This is a genomic window from Duganella sp. 1224, from assembly GCF_013408245.1.
GTDB lineage: Bacteria > Pseudomonadota > Gammaproteobacteria > Burkholderiales > Burkholderiaceae_D > Rugamonas.
This window is the reverse complement of record NZ_JACBYS010000009.1, coordinates 59,207-74,059: the sequence shown is the minus strand read 5'-3', so window position 1 is coordinate 74,059 and position 14,853 is coordinate 59,207. Positions and strand designations below refer to the sequence as shown.

The following is a 14,853-nucleotide window of genomic DNA, read 5'->3' as shown; positions in this document are numbered from 1 at the left end:
AGGGCGCCACCATGCCCTCGCAATTCGGCCAGGACCAGTTGGTGCTGCAACTGCTCAACGGCCAGCGCAACGGCTACTTCCTCGACACCGGCGCCGCCGACGGCCTCCGCAGCAGCAACACCGCGCTGCTGGAGCGCGAGTTCGGCTGGCGCGGCCTGTGCGTCGAACCCAACACCACGTTTTACCAGCGGCTGATCCGCAACCGAAACTGCCAATGCCTGAACGCCTGCCTGTACGACCGCGTGGCCGACCTGCCTTTTCTGGAAGCGGCCGGCACACTTGGCGGCCTGGTCAACGCATTCGCCCCCGCGCAACTGGCGCACGCCGTGAGAACCCAGCGCCTGACGCTGGATGCCGCTGGCCATCCGCCGCTGGTCAGCAAGCGCACCATGACCCTCGCCACCGCGCTGTCGCAGGCGCGGGCGCCCGCCGTCATCGACTACTGGAGCCTGGATACCGAAGGCAGCGAATTGGCGCTGCTGCGGAGTTTTCCTTTCGAGCGCCACACCTTCAACATTATCACCGTCGAACACAATCACCAGCCGGCGCGGGCGGCGATTCGCGGCTTTCTGGAAGCGCGCGGTTTCATCTTCGTCACAGCATGGTTTATCGATGACTGCTACCTCCGCGCGGCGGCGTTTCCGCGCCGGCACGCCGGCAGCGTGGTATGGCGGCGCCGCTATTAGTCGATGAGCGACACCACACGGTCGCCTTCGGCCGGATGGCAACCGTCGGCAATCGGCGTCCAGCCGCGGTGGATGACGATCTGCTTGTCGTCATGGCATAACTCGACGCGCTGGCTTTGCGGAAAGCGCGCACGCACAAAGTCCTCCACCGTGCTGGGCAAGCTGATATGCAGCTGCAAGGCGTCACGGTCCTGGTCCGGATGATCATCCAGGTGCAGCAGCGGCACGAAATACGCGGCCAGCATCCACAAGCGCGAGCCGACATCGACCGGCTGCGGCGCGTAATGTTCCTCGCGCAGCCAGGCTTGCGCGCGCGCCCGCAGATCCTCGCCATCCGGCAGATCGCCCCAGCCGGCCGCCAGCATCTCGATCAGCCACTGGTTGCAGTTCTGGTAGCGCAGGCCGTAAGCGTAGGCATTGGCGCTGTACTGCGCGCCCAGCAGGTGCAGCGCGCGCGAGGTATCCAGCAGCGCCGGCCGCAACGCCAGCACCGCCTGCGGCGGCAGGCGCACAATGCTCACATACCCCAGTTGCGGATCGTCGGTGCCCATGGCGAAGCCGGCCAGACCCTGATCGTAGATGCGCGGCCGGCCCTCGTCGCAAGCGTAGTACAACTGCCGCGCCGACCAGGCGCCCTGCTCCGAGCGCCACGCCACCGCGCCGTGCGAATAACGGATGTGGAAGCGCGACAGATCCAGCCCGGAGCGGCTGACCAGCGCCACGCTCTCGTCGGTGGCGGCCAGTTCGTCGCGCAGCACGGCGGCAAAGCGCAGCAGGCGATCCTGCTCGGCGGCGCTGAGATCGTGCGTGCGGTCGCAGAAGCGGCCGGACGAAGCGTGGGCGGCGCCGGCTGCCATCAGCAGGCCCAGCGCCAGTGCGCGCAACCGTTTCAAAGGCTCAGCGGACGCGAGGCCAGCTCGCCATACCACTCGTCGGCCAGCACCAGGTAGAACGGCTGGCGATTGTCGGCGCGGCCAAACTCGATGCCGTAGACGCGGTTGTGCGCATACATCCCGTCGCCAACGGCCAGTTGCTGCTTGTCGAAAGTCGTTTGCGGCAGGTCCAGCACAATGCGCTGGGCCGCATCGTCGGCCTGCATGGTGACGCGGGTGCGGTCGGCGCGGCCGGGCGTAACGGCGATGTCGATGATGCGGTAGTCGGCGTCGGCCACGCGTTTGTTGTTGTTCGAGCTGTTGCTGGAGCTGGCCAGCGAATCGGACACGCTGCCGCTGGAAGCCGAACTGGCGCTCGACGCGGACGACGCCACGCTGTCCGCCTGTGCATGCAATGCCACAGCCATCAGGCCAACGGCACCCATCAATCGCATGGTCAAAGTGATATTCATCTACACTTCCTAAACTGTGCAAATAAGGAAGTATAAAAGGAGACTGTTATGTCCGCATCTGAAATCAGCTGCTGGTTCGACTTTGCCAGCAACTACAGCTACCTGAGCGTGTTGCGGCTGGCGCGGCAGAAGGAGGTGATCGTGCACTGGAAGCCCTTCCTGCTGGGACCGATCTTCAAGGAGCAGGGCTGGGACAACTCGCCGTTCGTGCTGCAGAAGGACAAGGGCGATTACGTGTGGCGCGACATGCCGCGCGAATGCGCCAAGTATGGCCTGCCGTGGCGCCGGCCGTCCGAGTTTCCGCGCCGCTCGCTGCTGGCGGCGCGGGTGGCGCTGCTGGGCGAGCATCAGCCGTGGATGGCCGAATTCTGCGCGCGTGTCATGCTGGCCAACTTCGAGCACGACGAGGACATCGGCACCCCGGAGGTGATCGCCGCCATCCTCACCAGCATCGGCCTCGACGCGCCGGCGCTGCTGAGCGCCGCCCAGTCCGACGACAACAAGGCCCGCCTGCGCGCCCGCAACGACGAAGCCCGCGCCCGCCACATCTTCGGCGCCCCCACCTTTTTCGTGGGCGCCGACATGTACTGGGGCAACGACCGCCTGGCCGACGCTCTAGCCTTGGCCAGCCATCGCTAGCCGCGCCTGGTATCGCTCCATGTAAACACGCAAGACCTGACTGATGCGCTTTGAACGCTCTGGTTCCGGAAGCGTCGACCTGAACCATTCGTAAATGTCACTGTCGACAACCACGCTATTCTTTTCCACCAATGGGCCAATCCTTCGCGCTTTCGCAAAGAATTCTTCACCCAGTTCAGGAATATCACTCAAATCAATATCCTCGTCCATATCGTTTCTCCTCTGACTTCAACGCTTTGCGCGCCGAGATAATTCTCGTCGTACCTGCGTCACGATTTACGAATGCAACCGCCAGCAATCGCGCGCCTGAAAAGCCAATGGCAATATAGCGGTCTTCATTCAAGGAACTATCAACATCGAAATAAACCAAGGGAGACCCGTCGAAGACCTCTTTTGCTTCATCAAAGCTCACCCCGTGCTTCTTAATGTTAATTTGGTTCTTGTGCTCGTCCCATACAAATTTCATGGCCGCTCCATCTCAGTATAGAGCGCGGCGCAGCGCGCACTGTTGGATGGTGCGCCGCTGCGGGTCGCGGCCTTTGAGATGGATCAGGCGAGCGAAACGGCAGATTGTTGCGGCGATGCCGCTGTTGGCTGAAGCATATTCAGGGATGCCGTATAATCCCAGACCGCCCTCAGCCTCATGGCGCGCTCCCTCTAAGACTCCTGAGATATCAAATGAATAACACCGTATCCCGTCCCGTCATGTCCAAGACCGATGCCCAGTTGCGCGCGATTCTCGCCCGCCGCATCATGATCCTGGACGGCGCGATGGGCACCATCATCCAGCAGTACAAGCTGGATGAAACCGCCTATCGCGGCGGCCCCGACGGTGCGTTCATCGACTTCGCCCCGCCCGCCGACGCCGGCGCGCGCGAGCTGTTCGTCAAGGGCAACAACGAGCTGCTGACGCTGACCCAGCCGCAGGTGATCCAGGAAATCCACGAACGCTACCTGGCCGGCGGCGCCGACATCATCGAAACCAACACCTTCGGCGCCACCTGGATCGCCCAGGACGATTACTACATGGGCCACCTGGCCTACGAGATGAACGTGGCCGCCGCCAGGCTGGCGCGCGCCGCCACCGCCAGGTACAGCACGCCGGACAAGCCGCGCTTCGTCGCCGGCGCCCTCGGCCCGACGCCGAAAACCGCGTCGATCTCGCCGGACGTCAACGACCCGGCCGCCCGCAACATCACCTTCGACCAACTGGTGGACGCCTACTACGAGCAGACCAAGGGCCTGATCGACGGCGGCGTCGACTTGCTGCTGGTGGAAACCATCTTCGACACGCTGAATTGCAAGGCCGCGCTGTTCGCCATCGAAAAATACTACGACGAGCACCCGGCGCAGGAACGCCTGCCGCTGATGATCTCCGGCACCGTGACCGACGCCTCCGGCCGCATCCTGTCCGGCCAGACCGTGCCGGCGTTCTGGAACTCGGTGCGCCACGCCAAGCCGCTGACGATCGGCCTCAACTGCGCGCTCGGCGCGGCGCTGATGCGTCCCTACGCCGAGGAACTGTCGCAGATCGCCGACACCTACGTCTGCATCTACCCCAACGCCGGCCTGCCCAACCCGATGAGCGACACCGGCTTCGACGAACTGCCGGCCGACACCTCGGCGCTGCTGAAGGAATTCGCCGAGGCGGGCTTCATCAACATCGCCGGCGGCTGCTGCGGCACCACGCCCGACCACATCAAGGCCATCGGCGAAATCCTGTCGACGGTCGAGCCGCGCAGCGTGCCGCAGGTGCCGGTGGCGCAGCGCCTGTCCGGCCTGGAGCCGTTCACCATCGACGACAGCTCGCTGTTCGTCAACGTCGGTGAGCGCACCAACGTCACCGGCTCCAAGGCCTTCGCGCGCATGATCCTCAACGAGCAGTACGACGAGGCGCTCAGCGTGGCGCGCCAGCAGGTGGAAAACGGCGCCCAGGTCGTCGACATCAACATGGACGAGGCGATGCTGGATTCGCAGGCCGCCATGACCCGCTTCCTCAACCTGATCGCCTCGGAACCGGACATCTCGCGCGTGCCGATCATGATCGACTCGTCCAAGTGGTCGGTGATTGAAGCGGGCCTGAAATGCGTGCAAGGCAAGTCCATCGTCAACTCCATCTCGATGAAGGAAGGCGAGGAAGAATTCATCCGCCAGGCCAAGCTGTGCCTGGCCTACGGCGCCGCCGTCATCGTCATGGCCTTCGACGAGAAAGGCCAGGCCGACACCTACGAACGCAAGATCGAAATCTGCGGCCGCGCCTACAAAGTGCTGACCGAGAAGGTCGGCTTCCCGCCGGAAGACATCATCTTCGACCCGAACATCTTCGCGGTCGCCACCGGCATCGAGGAGCACAACAACTACGCGGTGGACTTCATCAACGCCACCCGCTGGATCAAGGAAAATCTGCCGCACGCGAAGATTTCCGGCGGCGTGTCCAACGTCTCGTTCTCGTTCCGCGGCAACGACCCGGCGCGCGAGGCCATCCACACCGTGTTCCTGTACCACGCCATCAAGGCCGGCATGACCATGGGCATCGTCAACGCCGGCATGGTCGGCGTCTACGACGACCTGGAACCGGAACTGCGCGAGCGCGTCGAGGACGTGGTGCTGAACCGCCGCGAGGACGCCACCGAGCGCATGATCGAATTCGCCGGCACCTTGAAGGCCGGCGCCGGCAAGCAGGAGGCGGCCACGCTGGAATGGCGCAACGGCCCGGTGGAAAAACGCCTGGCGCACGCGCTGGTGCACGGCATCACGCAATGGATCACCGAGGACACCGAGGAGATGCGCGCGCAGGTGGCGGCGTCCGGCGGCCGGCCGATCCACGTCATCGAAGGCCCGCTGATGGATGGCATGAACATCGTCGGCGACCTGTTCGGCCAGGGCAAGATGTTCCTGCCGCAAGTGGTCAAGTCGGCGCGCGTGATGAAGCAGGCGGTGGCGCACCTGATCCCCTTCATCGAGGAGGAAAAGGCCGAGGAGGAGCGCCGTACCGGCATCGTCGCCAAGCCCAAGGGCAAGATCGTCATCGCCACCGTCAAGGGCGACGTGCACGACATCGGCAAGAACATCGTCTCGGTGGTCCTGCAATGCAATAACTTTGAAGTGGTGAACATGGGCGTGATGGTGCCGGCCTCCGAGATCCTGGCGCGCGCCAAGGTGGAGAACGCCGACATCATCGGCCTGTCCGGCCTGATCACGCCGTCGCTGGAAGAGATGGCCCACGTGGCCAAGGAAATGCAGCGCGACGAACACTTCCGCATGCTGAAGATCCCGCTGCTGATCGGCGGCGCCACCACCAGCCGCGCCCACACGGCGGTGAAGATTGCCCACAACTACGACGGGCCGGTGGTGTACGTGCCGGACGCGTCGCGTTCAGTGTCGGTGGCGCAATCGCTGCTGACGCCGGAATCGCGCGAGCAGTACATCGCCGAGATCGAGCAGGATTACGAGCGCATCCGCGAACAGCACGCCAACAAGAAGGCCCTGCCGATGCTGCCGCTGGCCGAGGCGCGCGCCAACAAGATGCAGCTGTCGTTCGCGCCGGTGAAGCCGAAGTTCATCGGCCGCCGCGAGTTCCGCAACGTCGACCTGGCCACCATCGCGCGTTACATCGACTGGGGCCCGTTCTTCCAGACCTGGGATCTGGCCGGCCCCTTCCCCGCCATCCTGACCGACGAGGTGGTGGGCGAGGCGGCGACCAAGGTGTACGAGGAAGGCCAGGCCATGCTGAAGAAGCTGATCGACGGCCGCTGGCTGACCGCCAACGGCGTTATCTCGCTGCTGCCGGCCAACACCGTCAACGACGACGATATCGAGGTCTACACCGACGATACGCGCGCGACCGTGGACTTCACTTACTACGGCCTGCGCCAGCAGGGCGTGAAGCCGGTGGTGGATGGCGTGCAGCGTCCCAACCAGTGCCTGGCCGATTTCATCGCGCCCAAGAATAGCGGCGTCAAGGATTACATCGGCATGTTTGCGGTGACCGCCGGCCTGGGCATCGAGAAGCACGAGAAGCGCTTCGAGGACGCGCACGACGATTATTCGTCGATCATGCTGAAGTCGCTGGCCGACCGTCTGGCCGAGGCGTTTGCCGAGTATCTGCACGAGCGCGTGCGCACCGACTTGTGGGGCTATGCGGCCGACGAGAAGTTGAGCAACGAGGAGCTGATCGGCGAGCAGTACCTGGGCATCCGTCCGGCGCCGGGCTATCCGGCCTGCCCGGAACATACGGTCAAGCGCGACATGTTCAAGACCATGCAGGCCGAGGAGATCGGCATGCAGCTGACGGATTCCTTCGCCATGTATCCCGGCGCGGCCGTGTCCGGCTTTTACTTCGCGCACCCCGAGTCGAAATACTTCGTTGTCGGCAAGATCGGCGAGGACCAGCTCAACGACATGGCGCAACGCCGTGGGGTCGACAAGGCCGAGCTGGAACGCTGGCTGGCGCCCAACCTGTCGTAAACCGCCACCACCGTCATGCCGGCGCAAGCCGGCACCCATAACCCCTGTGCCTCGCCGCGCACTCGGCATGGATTCCGGCTTGCGCCGGAATGACGTGGTTTATTGGCGCTGGTCTTTCAGAAACTTCCACACGGCCAGCGCCCCGAACACCACCGCAAAGCCCAGCAACACCGCCATCGCCGGCACCGCGCCGTTCAGGCCGAGGCCGCGCCACGTGACCGCGTCCAGGCCATCCACCGCCCAGCGCGTCGGCACCACCAGCGTGGCGGTCTGCATCCACTGCGGGAACACGAACGACGGCACCCAGGCGCCGCCCAGCATCACCAGGATCAGTGTGGCGAAGGTGGCGATGCCGCGCGCCGCTTCCGGCGTCTTGCCGAAGGCGGCGATCAGCAGGCCGAACGCGGCCGTCATCATGCCGAAGCAGACCGCCATGCCGAGGAAGCCGGCCACGCTGGTGATCTGCACCTTGAAGATCAGCACCGCGCAAATGAACATGGCCACCATCAGGCCGGTGGCGATGATGGCGCCGGCGACGGCGCGGCTCATGATGACAGTCTTCAGCGAAATGGGCGCGGCCAGCAGGCGGCTCCAGATGCCCTGGCGCTGCTCCAGCAGAATGCTGATGCCCAGGTTGATGCCCATGAACAGGATGAACTGCACGCCCATGCCGGCGAAGGAGTGCGCGTAGCCGTTGTATTTGGGGCCGCTGCTCAACGCTTCGTCGTGCGTGGTGTACGGCATGGTCATGCCGCCGCCGGCGTGCGCCGCACCGGCCGCGTTGGCCGCGTTGGTTGCGCTGGCGGCGCCGGCCGATGCGCCGGAGGTTGCCGAGGCCGCACCGTCGGCGCCAGCGGCGGAGGCCGCGTTTGTCGCCGCCAGCTGGTCCTGGAACTTCTTCAGGCTGCTAAGGAAATCGCCCAGTTGCGCCTGCTCGGCAGTGCGGCTGCCGGCGGCCGGCAACTCGGCCAGATACTTTTCCGTGGTGCGGCCGCCCTGCCCGCTCATGACGGACGCGCTGGTCACTTGCATCACCTGCTGCGTCAACAAGCCCTTGACCATCGCCAGCATGGTCGACTGCGACGGATCGTAATACAGCGGCAGTTCCGGCTTGTTGCGGCCGCTGAACAGCGCGCTGGACGCCGCTTCGCCAAAGCCGGCCGGAATCACCACCGCCACCGGCAGCTTGCCGCTGCGCACCCGCGCCTGCGCCTCCTGCTGGCTCAGCTCAACGATATTGAGCGCGCTGTCCGCCTTCAGGCCGGCGGCGATCTTCTGGCTCTGCTCGGACTGGTCCTGCACCACCAGGCCAACGTCGATCTTGCTGGTGCTGTCGCCGCCACCGCTGCCGCCGAACAGCGAGCCGAAGAAGGCCGCCAGCACCACCGGCATCAGCAGATGCAGCATCAGCGCGCGCTTGTCTTTCAGGTACAGAATCAGATCCTTGCGGGTCAGGGCAATCAATGCGGTCATATCGGTTCTCTCAGTCGCGCAGGCTGCGGCCGGTCAGGTTGAGGAAGATGTTTTCCAGCGAGGTGCGGGCGGTGGCGAAGTGCAGCAGCGCATGGCCCTGCCCATTCAGCCAGGCCAGCACCGGCGCCGCCTGCGAGGCCGCGGCCAGGCCGATGTGCAGCGTGGCGCCATGGCGTTCCACCGCCGTCACGCCCTCCAGCGCCTGCACGTCCGACAGCAGCGCCGACGACGGCTCGCTGGCCAGTTCCACCTGCAGCGCCGCCTGTGCCGGCAGGCGCTGGTACAGCGCGGCCGGCGTTTCGTCGGCCAGCACCTTGCCGTGGTCGATGATGACGATGTGGTCGGCCAGCCGCTCCACCTCCTCCATGTAGTGGCTGGTGTAGATCAGCGCGCGGCCCTGCGCCTGCAAGGCTTCCAGCGTGTCGAAGATGGCGTTGCGGCTTTGCGGATCGACGCCGACGGTGGGCTCGTCCAGGATCAGCAGCAGCGGATCGTGCAGCAGCGCGGCGGCGATGTTGAGGCGGCGCTTCATGCCGCCGGAAAAAGTAGACGGCACGTCGGCCGCGCGGTCGGCCAGGTTGACCAGCGCCAGCACCTGCTCGCAGCGCTCCTTCAACTGCGCGCCCTTCAGGCCGTACAGCGCGCCGAACAGCTTCAGGTTTTCCAGCGCGGACAGATCCTCGTACAAGGCCAGATCTTGCGGCACGAAGCCGATCTTGCGCTTGGCGGCGCTGGCGCCCTGGCCGATGACGTCGCCGTCGAGCACGATGCGGCCGGCGTCGGCGCGCAGCAGGCCGCAGATCATGCCCACGGTGGTGGACTTGCCGGCGCCATTCGGACCGATCAGGCCGACGGTCTGGCCGCGCTGCACCTTGAACGACACCCCATCGACCGCCTTGCGCGCGCCGTAGGACTTCGAGATTTGCTCCACGCTCAGTAACACCGCCGCCTCCGTGTTGATCAGTATGGCTTGCAGGATAGCGTTGCCATGACAAATTGGCAAGCTGCGGTGAACTTTTACCGGCCGTCGGCGGACTAAGTAAGAACGCCGCCATCCGGCGGCCCGACTACTATGGGAGGCAATATGGCAACCAATCCATCCGTCAAACGCTGGCAGGATCAGGTGATTCTGCTGTTGGGGTTGTGGTACTTCATTACGCCGTGGCTGTTCGGCTATCCGGTGCCGTCGGTGCAGGCGTGGACGGCGTTCATCTCCGGCGCGGTGATCGCGCTGCTGGCGGCGTTTGATTTGTACAAGACGTATTTCTGGGCAGTGGTGCTCAATCTGCTGGTGGGGATTTGGGTGGCGGTGTCGCCGTGGGTGCTGCGCGTGGAGGACAACCCGGATCTGTTGTGGAATTCGCTGATTGTCGGGGTGGCCGTGGCGGTGCTGGCGCTGTGGGAGATGCGTACCGATCCGGAGCTGGTGAAGCACTGGCCTGGGGCCAAGCATCCCGCGTGACCCGCACGGCGTCATGCATCGGGGTCTGACCCCGTACGGGGTCAGACCCCTCGGCGGGGGCAGGGTTTAGAGCGCGTAGCGGACCACGTTGTCGCTCCACTCGAACGCCGCCATCTCCAGTTCCACCAATTCGTCGGTGGACATGGCGAGGTCGCGCAACGTCGGCACGATCAGGTTGTCCATCTCCTCGATCCGCTCTATGCATTCCACTAGTCGCAGCAGGTCGCCGTAGAAGCCGCCCCGATACAGCAAGGCCTCGCGCACCTCGTCCCCCACCGGAATCTGCTCCAGGATCTCGCCCATCTGTATCCCGAACAAGGTGTCCATCAGCGACATGATGCCCACCGTGAACGCGATATCCGCCACCTCGCGCTGGTTCTGGCGCAGCTTGCCGGCCAACAGCTCCAGCATGCGGCCGCGCGTGGTGGCCAGCATCAGCAGCGGCGTCATGCTGTGACCACGCTTGCTCGGCTCGGCATACAGCATGATCTGCAGCCAGCGCTGCAACTGCCGCCGGCCGAGGATGGTCACCGCCTGGCTCAGCGAGTCGATACGCTGGCGCGCGCCCACGGCCGGCGTGTTCACCAGCCGCAGCAGGTTCAGCGCCAGCGACACGTCGCGCTTGATGGCGCGTTCGATTTCCTGGTTGTCGACGTCGGAGGTCACCAGCGTCATCAACTCCATCACTGCCAGCTGCGACGGCGACAGCTTCTTGCCGCTCATGATCACCGGCTTGGAGAAGTAATAGCCCTGGAAGTAGTCGAAGCCCAGATCCAGGCAGTTCTTGAATTCCTCGCGCGTCTCGACCTTTTCCGCCACCAGCTTTTTCTTCTCCTGGCGGAAGCGCGGCGCCAGCTTGCTCAAGGTACTCAGCGGGATGTTGCGCATGTCCATCTTGACGTAATCCACCAGCGGCAGCAGCGCCAGCACGTCGTCGTTCTCGCCGGTCACGTCGTCCAGCGCGAAGCGGAAGCCGTGGCCGGCCAGCTCGCGCACCCGGCTCAGCACCTCCGGCGTGGCCGGCATCGTGTTGATGATTTCCAGCACCACCTTCTCGCGCGGCAGGAAGGAAAAAATATCGCTCATCAGCACACTGGCATCGACATTGACAAAGCCCAGCGCGTCGCCGATGGTCTTTTCCATGCCCAGCTGCGAGGCGTGGGCGATCACCGCCGCCGTCGCGTTGAGGTCGTTGATGACGTGCGCCGGTCCCACCGGGGCGTTGCGGAACAGCAACTCATAGCCGAACAAAGCCTGGTTACGGTCCAGGATAGGCTGACGCCCCAGATAGAATTCGCGCACGCGCAAGCTCTGGGGACCGGTGTCGTGTAGGGTGAGATCGATCATTGCGGGTCCAAATCAAAAGACGGTCGGCTCCGTCTTCCATTTTGACAGCAATACACGCCGGTGTCTTGGAGAATTTACCCGGCGCCCTCGACCACGTCGGTGAACTGGCTGGCGATCAGCACCGCGCCGCACGAGGTTTTCATGCCGGCCACCGCCACGCCCTTGCCGTACAGCGTAGTGCTCACCACGCCCTCGACGATGGTGTGGTTGCCCGAACATTTGGGGCATGACACCTTGTGTCCGATAAACGCCACGGGCTTGCCGTGGCACAAGTCCGAGGGCGAGCCCTCCAGCACCGTGCCGTGGTGGCTGGTCTTGTCGCCCTGACGAATGATTTCACCTGCCATGTACGTTCTCCATCTGCAATGACGGGGGCGGCGCTGGCGGGCAGCGCAGCCAGAAGCGGCGGCCGCCGCGCGACTCCAGCGTCCCCTGCTGTCCGCCGGCGCAAGCCTGCGCCAGCGGCGGCGGACGAAACTGCCGGGCGATGCGGCCGCGCTGGTCGATCTCGACGCCGCGCCCGCCGACCAGCATGCTGTTCTGGCACTCGGACTCGGTGCAATAGACCTGGCAGTCCTTGCACGCCTGCGCCGTCTGCTCGCCGAACGCCAGGCACTGGTCATAGCTGGCCGGCACCCGCACCTGGAAGGTGCGCACGTCGAAGTAGCCGCAGCGGGCGCCATCGCGGAAGCGCGCCAGGTGCCCGCGCGGCTGCGGATAGTCGCCCTCGCCGTCGTGGTAGATGCCCGGCACCACGACCACGCCGCGCCAGTCCACCGCCACCAGTTCGGGCGGCTCGTCTACCATGATCAGCGCGTAGCCGCTCTTGCCAAAGCCCAGCTGACGCAGATGCTGCGGCTTGACGTGGCGCTGCGCGCCGCTGCCGGCAAAACAGGCGGCGTCCCACGCTTCCTGCCGCGACGACGGCGGACACGACTCGGCGGCGCGGCAACCGAACGCCATCAGCGTCAGCACCAGCGCCGCAAACACACTCCTGATCACTTCAACTCCCCGCCCCCGACACTATTAAATGAAATAAATCTTATCTGATTTATACCGGGCGCGGCGTCCGCTTGCGCCCGGCTTATTGCGGGCAGCCGTCGATGAAGAGTTTGAGTTCGCCGGGCAGGAAGGCGGTCCAGGTTTCGTTGGTGGTCAGCGGCTGGGTGACGATGATGGCGACGCGGTCGTTGGGCGTGGTCACCTGCGAGAAATCAACGCTCATGTCCTCGTCCGACAGCTTGGCGGTGTCGAACGGGTGCTGGCGCACCAGGTAAAACAGGTTGGTCGAACAATGCGCAAACAGCTCGCCGCCGGACGACAGCAGCATGTTGAAGGTGCCGTGCGTGGCGATTTCATGCACCAGGCCGCCGAGGGCGGAGCGCAACTGGTCCAGCGGCGGCCGCTGTTCGCCGAAGCGCGCGCGCAACTGCTGCAGGATGTAGCAGAAGGCCCGCTCGCTGTCGGTGGTGCCGACCGGGCGGAAGGCGCCGTTCAGCAGCGGCTGGAATGCCTTGAGGTCGCCGTTGTGGGCGAACACCCAGTACTGCCCCCACAATTCGCGCACGAACGGGTGACAATTCTCCAGCGCCACCTGGCCCTGCGTGGCCTTGCGGATGTGGGCAATGACGTTGGTGGATTTGATCGGGTAACGCTTGATCAGCTCGGCGATCGGCGAGGCGATGGCCGCCTGGTGGTCGACGAAATGACGCACGCCGGCGCCCTCGAAAAAGGCGATGCCCCAGCCGTCGTGGTGGCTGTCGGTGTGGCCGCCGCGCATGGCGAAGCCGGTAAAGCTGAACACAATGTCGGTCGGGACATTGCAGTTCATTCCAAGAAGTTGGCACATGGGGCGATTATAAGCCCCATGTGCCGCCGCCGCGCAGATTAATGCAGCGCTACGGGCTGACTCATCAGCGAGTCGTAACTGCCGAGGAATTCATCGATTTCCGCCATGGTCGGCTCGCCGGCGATCAGTTCGTTGACGTCGCGGCGGAACGTTTTGGCCAGTTCACCGGCGATGAAAATCTCGCGCTTGCCGCCTTTGTCGACGATTTCGTAGCCTCCGAAGCGCAGGGCCTCCAGATTCCGGTCGACGCCGAATTCGACAACACTGTATTGCTCGCTGTTGTAGATGAGGTTCATTTTGCTTCCTTTCTCAAGGGGCGAAACACCTTCGTTTCCGCCTTCTATCCCCAATTGGGGTCGAAAACGGGCCAATTCAAGGCCAAGCAGCGGGCTGGGATTAGGCCGCGATGTCGTCTTGCAGTTTCAGCAAGTCCCCGTAGGGCGCCTCGGACAACCAGGAACGCAGTTGTTCCAGGTGCTCGGCGGAGGCCAGGCTGATGTAGAGCCGCGCGGGGGGACGGCGCAGCACACGGTTTAATGTTACTCGCAAAATCAGATTGCCGCTGCAATGCAGGCAGCCCGGCGCGATGCGCAACACTTGCGGCACGGTATCGTAGGGAACCGGTCCATCCGTTGGGTCCAAGGATAGCGCCGAATTGCCGTCCGACAAACCCTCCAGAATGATGGCGCTGGCCCCCTCTTTGGGCAGATGGGCGGCAATGGCGGCCTCGCGCAGGCCGGCGCGCGCGCCGGTGACCAGCCAGGTCGGCACCGGCGGCCGGGAAGGGACGGCGGCGGTGGCGCCGGTCACAATCAGGCGTTTTTCTTGGCCAGCTTGCCCGGCTCCACGCCCAGCTGTTTCAGCTTGCGGTACAGGTGGGTGCGCTCCAGGCCGGTTTTCTCGGCCACGCGCGTCATGCTGCCGCCTTCCCGGCCCAGGTGGTGCTCGAAGTACATGCGCTCGAAGGCGTCGCGCGCCTCGCGCAGCGGCAGGTCGAACGACAGGTTGAACATGTGGTTGTCGGCGCCCGCCACGGTGGCGCCGCCGCGCACGGCAATGCCGGCCACCGGCGCCGGGGCGCCGAACGCCGGCGCGCTGGGCGCCTCCTCCGGCTGCGCCGCCGCCACCGGGCGCGGCGCCAGCGCTGGCGCGCGCACGGTTTCTTGGGCCCGGGTCAGGCCGGCCTGCACCGCCTTCAGCAGCTTTTGCAGCGCGATCGGCTTTTCCAGGAAATTCAGGGCGCCGATGCGGGTGGCCTCGACCGCCGTGTCGATGGTCGCGTGGCCCGACATCATGATCACCGGCATGGTCAGCAGGCCGTCGCGCTGCCATTCCTTGAGCAGCGTGACGCCATCGGTATCCGGCATCCAGATATCGAGCAGCACCAGGTCCGGCGCGCCCTGGGCGCGCGCCTCGCGCGCCTGCTGGGCGTTTTCCGCCAGTTGTATCGCGTGTCCCTCGTCGCTCAAGATTTCCGAGAGCAACTCGCGGATACCCATTTCATCGTCAACTACCAGAATGTTTGCCATCTTCCCTTGCCTTCCTCATTTCGCCGTCGGCCGACGGCAATGATTTTTGTAGTCGT

17 protein-coding genes are annotated in these 14,853 nt (G+C 64.7%); 4 read left to right on the top strand and 13 right to left on the bottom strand.

Going from position 1 to position 14,853, the window contains the following annotated elements; genetic code table 11:
- Positions 1-11: 11 nt before the first annotated feature.
- On the top strand, positions 12-686 hold the full coding sequence (locus FHW58_RS25305; RefSeq protein ID WP_179675957.1) for an FkbM family methyltransferase: 675 nt from the start codon (positions 12-14) through the stop codon (positions 684-686).
- Here the strand turns inward: FHW58_RS25305 and FHW58_RS25300 are convergent.
- Both FHW58_RS25300 and FHW58_RS25295 read right to left on the bottom strand, forming a co-directional pair.
- Positions 683-1,579, bottom strand: coding sequence for a DUF2145 domain-containing protein (locus FHW58_RS25300; protein ID WP_373996731.1), 897 nt, complete (start codon positions 1,577-1,579; stop codon positions 683-685). The two genes, FHW58_RS25305 and FHW58_RS25300, sit on opposite strands and share 4 nt — an antisense overlap.
- On the bottom strand, positions 1,576-2,031 hold the full coding sequence (locus FHW58_RS25295) for a hypothetical protein (RefSeq protein WP_179675956.1): 456 nt from the start codon (positions 2,029-2,031) through the stop codon (positions 1,576-1,578). The genes FHW58_RS25300 and FHW58_RS25295 overlap by 4 nt, the downstream gene beginning before the upstream one ends.
- A 48-nt stretch (positions 2,032-2,079) precedes the next feature.
- On the opposite strand from FHW58_RS25295, the gene FHW58_RS25290 reads away from it, so the two are divergent.
- On the top strand, positions 2,080-2,670 hold the full coding sequence (locus FHW58_RS25290; protein ID WP_179675955.1) for a 2-hydroxychromene-2-carboxylate isomerase: 591 nt from the start codon (positions 2,080-2,082) through the stop codon (positions 2,668-2,670).
- Here the strand turns inward: FHW58_RS25290 and FHW58_RS25285 are convergent.
- Both FHW58_RS25285 and FHW58_RS25280 read right to left on the bottom strand, forming a co-directional pair.
- A complete protein-coding gene (locus tag FHW58_RS25285) occupies positions 2,647-2,880 on the bottom strand; it encodes a hypothetical protein (RefSeq protein WP_179675954.1) in 234 nt (77 codons plus the stop codon). The two genes, FHW58_RS25290 and FHW58_RS25285, sit on opposite strands and share 24 nt — an antisense overlap.
- The gene (locus FHW58_RS25280) at positions 2,864-3,136 is read right to left on the bottom strand and encodes a BrnT family toxin (protein WP_179675953.1); all 273 of its coding nucleotides are present in this window, start codon (positions 3,134-3,136) and stop codon (positions 2,864-2,866) included. The genes FHW58_RS25285 and FHW58_RS25280 overlap by 17 nt, the downstream gene beginning before the upstream one ends.
- 239 nt (positions 3,137-3,375) lie before the next feature.
- Between FHW58_RS25280 and metH the strand changes: the two genes are divergently transcribed.
- On the top strand, positions 3,376-7,137 hold the full coding sequence (gene metH / locus FHW58_RS25275; protein WP_179676066.1) for a methionine synthase: 3,762 nt from the start codon (positions 3,376-3,378) through the stop codon (positions 7,135-7,137).
- Positions 7,138-7,236: 99 nt separating this feature from the next.
- On the opposite strand, the gene FHW58_RS25270 is transcribed toward metH, so the two are convergent.
- Together FHW58_RS25270 and FHW58_RS25265 are read right to left on the bottom strand one after the other, a co-directional pair.
- On the bottom strand, positions 7,237-8,610 hold the full coding sequence (locus FHW58_RS25270; RefSeq protein ID WP_179675952.1) for an ABC transporter permease: 1,374 nt from the start codon (positions 8,608-8,610) through the stop codon (positions 7,237-7,239).
- A 10-nt stretch (positions 8,611-8,620) separates the two neighbouring features.
- Positions 8,621-9,553, bottom strand: coding sequence for an ABC transporter ATP-binding protein (locus tag FHW58_RS25265; RefSeq protein WP_373996730.1), 933 nt, complete (start codon positions 9,551-9,553; stop codon positions 8,621-8,623).
- A gap of 141 nt (positions 9,554-9,694) precedes the next feature.
- On the opposite strand from FHW58_RS25265, the gene FHW58_RS25260 reads away from it, so the two are divergent.
- The gene (locus FHW58_RS25260) at positions 9,695-10,072 is read left to right on the top strand and encodes an SPW repeat protein (RefSeq protein ID WP_179675951.1); all 378 of its coding nucleotides are present in this window, start codon (positions 9,695-9,697) and stop codon (positions 10,070-10,072) included.
- Between the two features lie 66 nt (positions 10,073-10,138).
- On the opposite strand, the gene FHW58_RS25255 is transcribed toward FHW58_RS25260, so the two are convergent.
- The 7 genes from FHW58_RS25255 to FHW58_RS25225 all read right to left on the bottom strand — a co-directional run bounded on the left by FHW58_RS25255 (position 10,139) and on the right by FHW58_RS25225 (position 14,797).
- Positions 10,139-11,419 carry an EAL and HDOD domain-containing protein gene (locus FHW58_RS25255; protein WP_179675950.1) on the bottom strand — a complete coding sequence of 427 codons (1,281 nt, stop codon included), beginning with the start codon at positions 11,417-11,419 and terminating at the stop codon, positions 10,139-10,141.
- A gap of 74 nt (positions 11,420-11,493) precedes the next feature.
- Complete coding sequence (locus FHW58_RS25250) at positions 11,494-11,766, bottom strand: PAAR domain-containing protein (protein ID WP_179675949.1); 273 nt, start codon at positions 11,764-11,766, stop codon at positions 11,494-11,496.
- Positions 11,756-12,421: a hypothetical protein gene (locus FHW58_RS25245; RefSeq protein ID WP_179675948.1), complete on the bottom strand. Its 666-nt coding sequence runs from the start codon at positions 12,419-12,421 to the stop codon at positions 11,756-11,758. The genes FHW58_RS25250 and FHW58_RS25245 overlap by 11 nt, the downstream gene beginning before the upstream one ends.
- An 82-nt stretch (positions 12,422-12,503) precedes the next feature.
- Complete coding sequence (locus FHW58_RS25240) at positions 12,504-13,268, bottom strand: class II glutamine amidotransferase (RefSeq protein ID WP_179675947.1); 765 nt, start codon at positions 13,266-13,268, stop codon at positions 12,504-12,506.
- Positions 13,269-13,306: 38 nt separating this feature from the next.
- On the bottom strand, positions 13,307-13,564 hold the full coding sequence (locus FHW58_RS25235) for a DUF3567 domain-containing protein (protein WP_179675946.1): 258 nt from the start codon (positions 13,562-13,564) through the stop codon (positions 13,307-13,309).
- A 100-nt stretch (positions 13,565-13,664) separates the two neighbouring features.
- A complete protein-coding gene (locus FHW58_RS25230; RefSeq protein ID WP_218892888.1) occupies positions 13,665-14,084 on the bottom strand; it encodes a GTPase in 420 nt (139 codons plus the stop codon).
- The gene (locus FHW58_RS25225; protein ID WP_179675944.1) at positions 14,081-14,797 is read right to left on the bottom strand and encodes a response regulator; all 717 of its coding nucleotides are present in this window, start codon (positions 14,795-14,797) and stop codon (positions 14,081-14,083) included. Before FHW58_RS25225 ends, FHW58_RS25230 begins: the two co-directional genes overlap by 4 nt.
- Between the last annotated feature and the right edge of the window lie 56 nt (positions 14,798-14,853).

Bases quoted from the DNA above. Each gene is read 5' to 3' on its own strand.
- FHW58_RS25260 (WP_179675951.1), top strand. From the start codon at position 9,695: ATGGCAACCAATCCATCCGTCAAACGCTGGCAGGATCAGGTGATTCTG.
- FHW58_RS25270 (WP_179675952.1), bottom strand. From the start codon at position 8,610: ATGACCGCATTGATTGCCCTGACCCGCAAGGATCTGATTCTGTACCTG.
- FHW58_RS25290 (WP_179675955.1), top strand. From the start codon at position 2,080: ATGTCCGCATCTGAAATCAGCTGCTGGTTCGACTTTGCCAGCAACTAC.
- FHW58_RS25225 (WP_179675944.1), bottom strand. From the start codon at position 14,797: ATGGCAAACATTCTGGTAGTTGACGATGAAATGGGTATCCGCGAGTTG.
- FHW58_RS25250 (WP_179675949.1), bottom strand. From the start codon at position 11,766: ATGGCAGGTGAAATCATTCGTCAGGGCGACAAGACCAGCCACCACGGC.
- metH (WP_179676066.1), top strand. From the start codon at position 3,376: ATGTCCAAGACCGATGCCCAGTTGCGCGCGATTCTCGCCCGCCGCATC.
- FHW58_RS25295 (WP_179675956.1), bottom strand. From the start codon at position 2,031: ATGAATATCACTTTGACCATGCGATTGATGGGTGCCGTTGGCCTGATG.
- FHW58_RS25285 (WP_179675954.1), bottom strand. From the start codon at position 2,880: ATGGACGAGGATATTGATTTGAGTGATATTCCTGAACTGGGTGAAGAA.
- FHW58_RS25280 (WP_179675953.1), bottom strand. From the start codon at position 3,136: ATGAAATTTGTATGGGACGAGCACAAGAACCAAATTAACATTAAGAAG.
- FHW58_RS25305 (WP_179675957.1), top strand. From the start codon at position 12: ATGCCCTCGCAATTCGGCCAGGACCAGTTGGTGCTGCAACTGCTCAAC.
- FHW58_RS25235 (WP_179675946.1), bottom strand. From the start codon at position 13,564: ATGAACCTCATCTACAACAGCGAGCAATACAGTGTTGTCGAATTCGGC.
- FHW58_RS25255 (WP_179675950.1), bottom strand. From the start codon at position 11,419: ATGATCGATCTCACCCTACACGACACCGGTCCCCAGAGCTTGCGCGTG.
- FHW58_RS25240 (WP_179675947.1), bottom strand. From the start codon at position 13,268: ATGTGCCAACTTCTTGGAATGAACTGCAATGTCCCGACCGACATTGTG.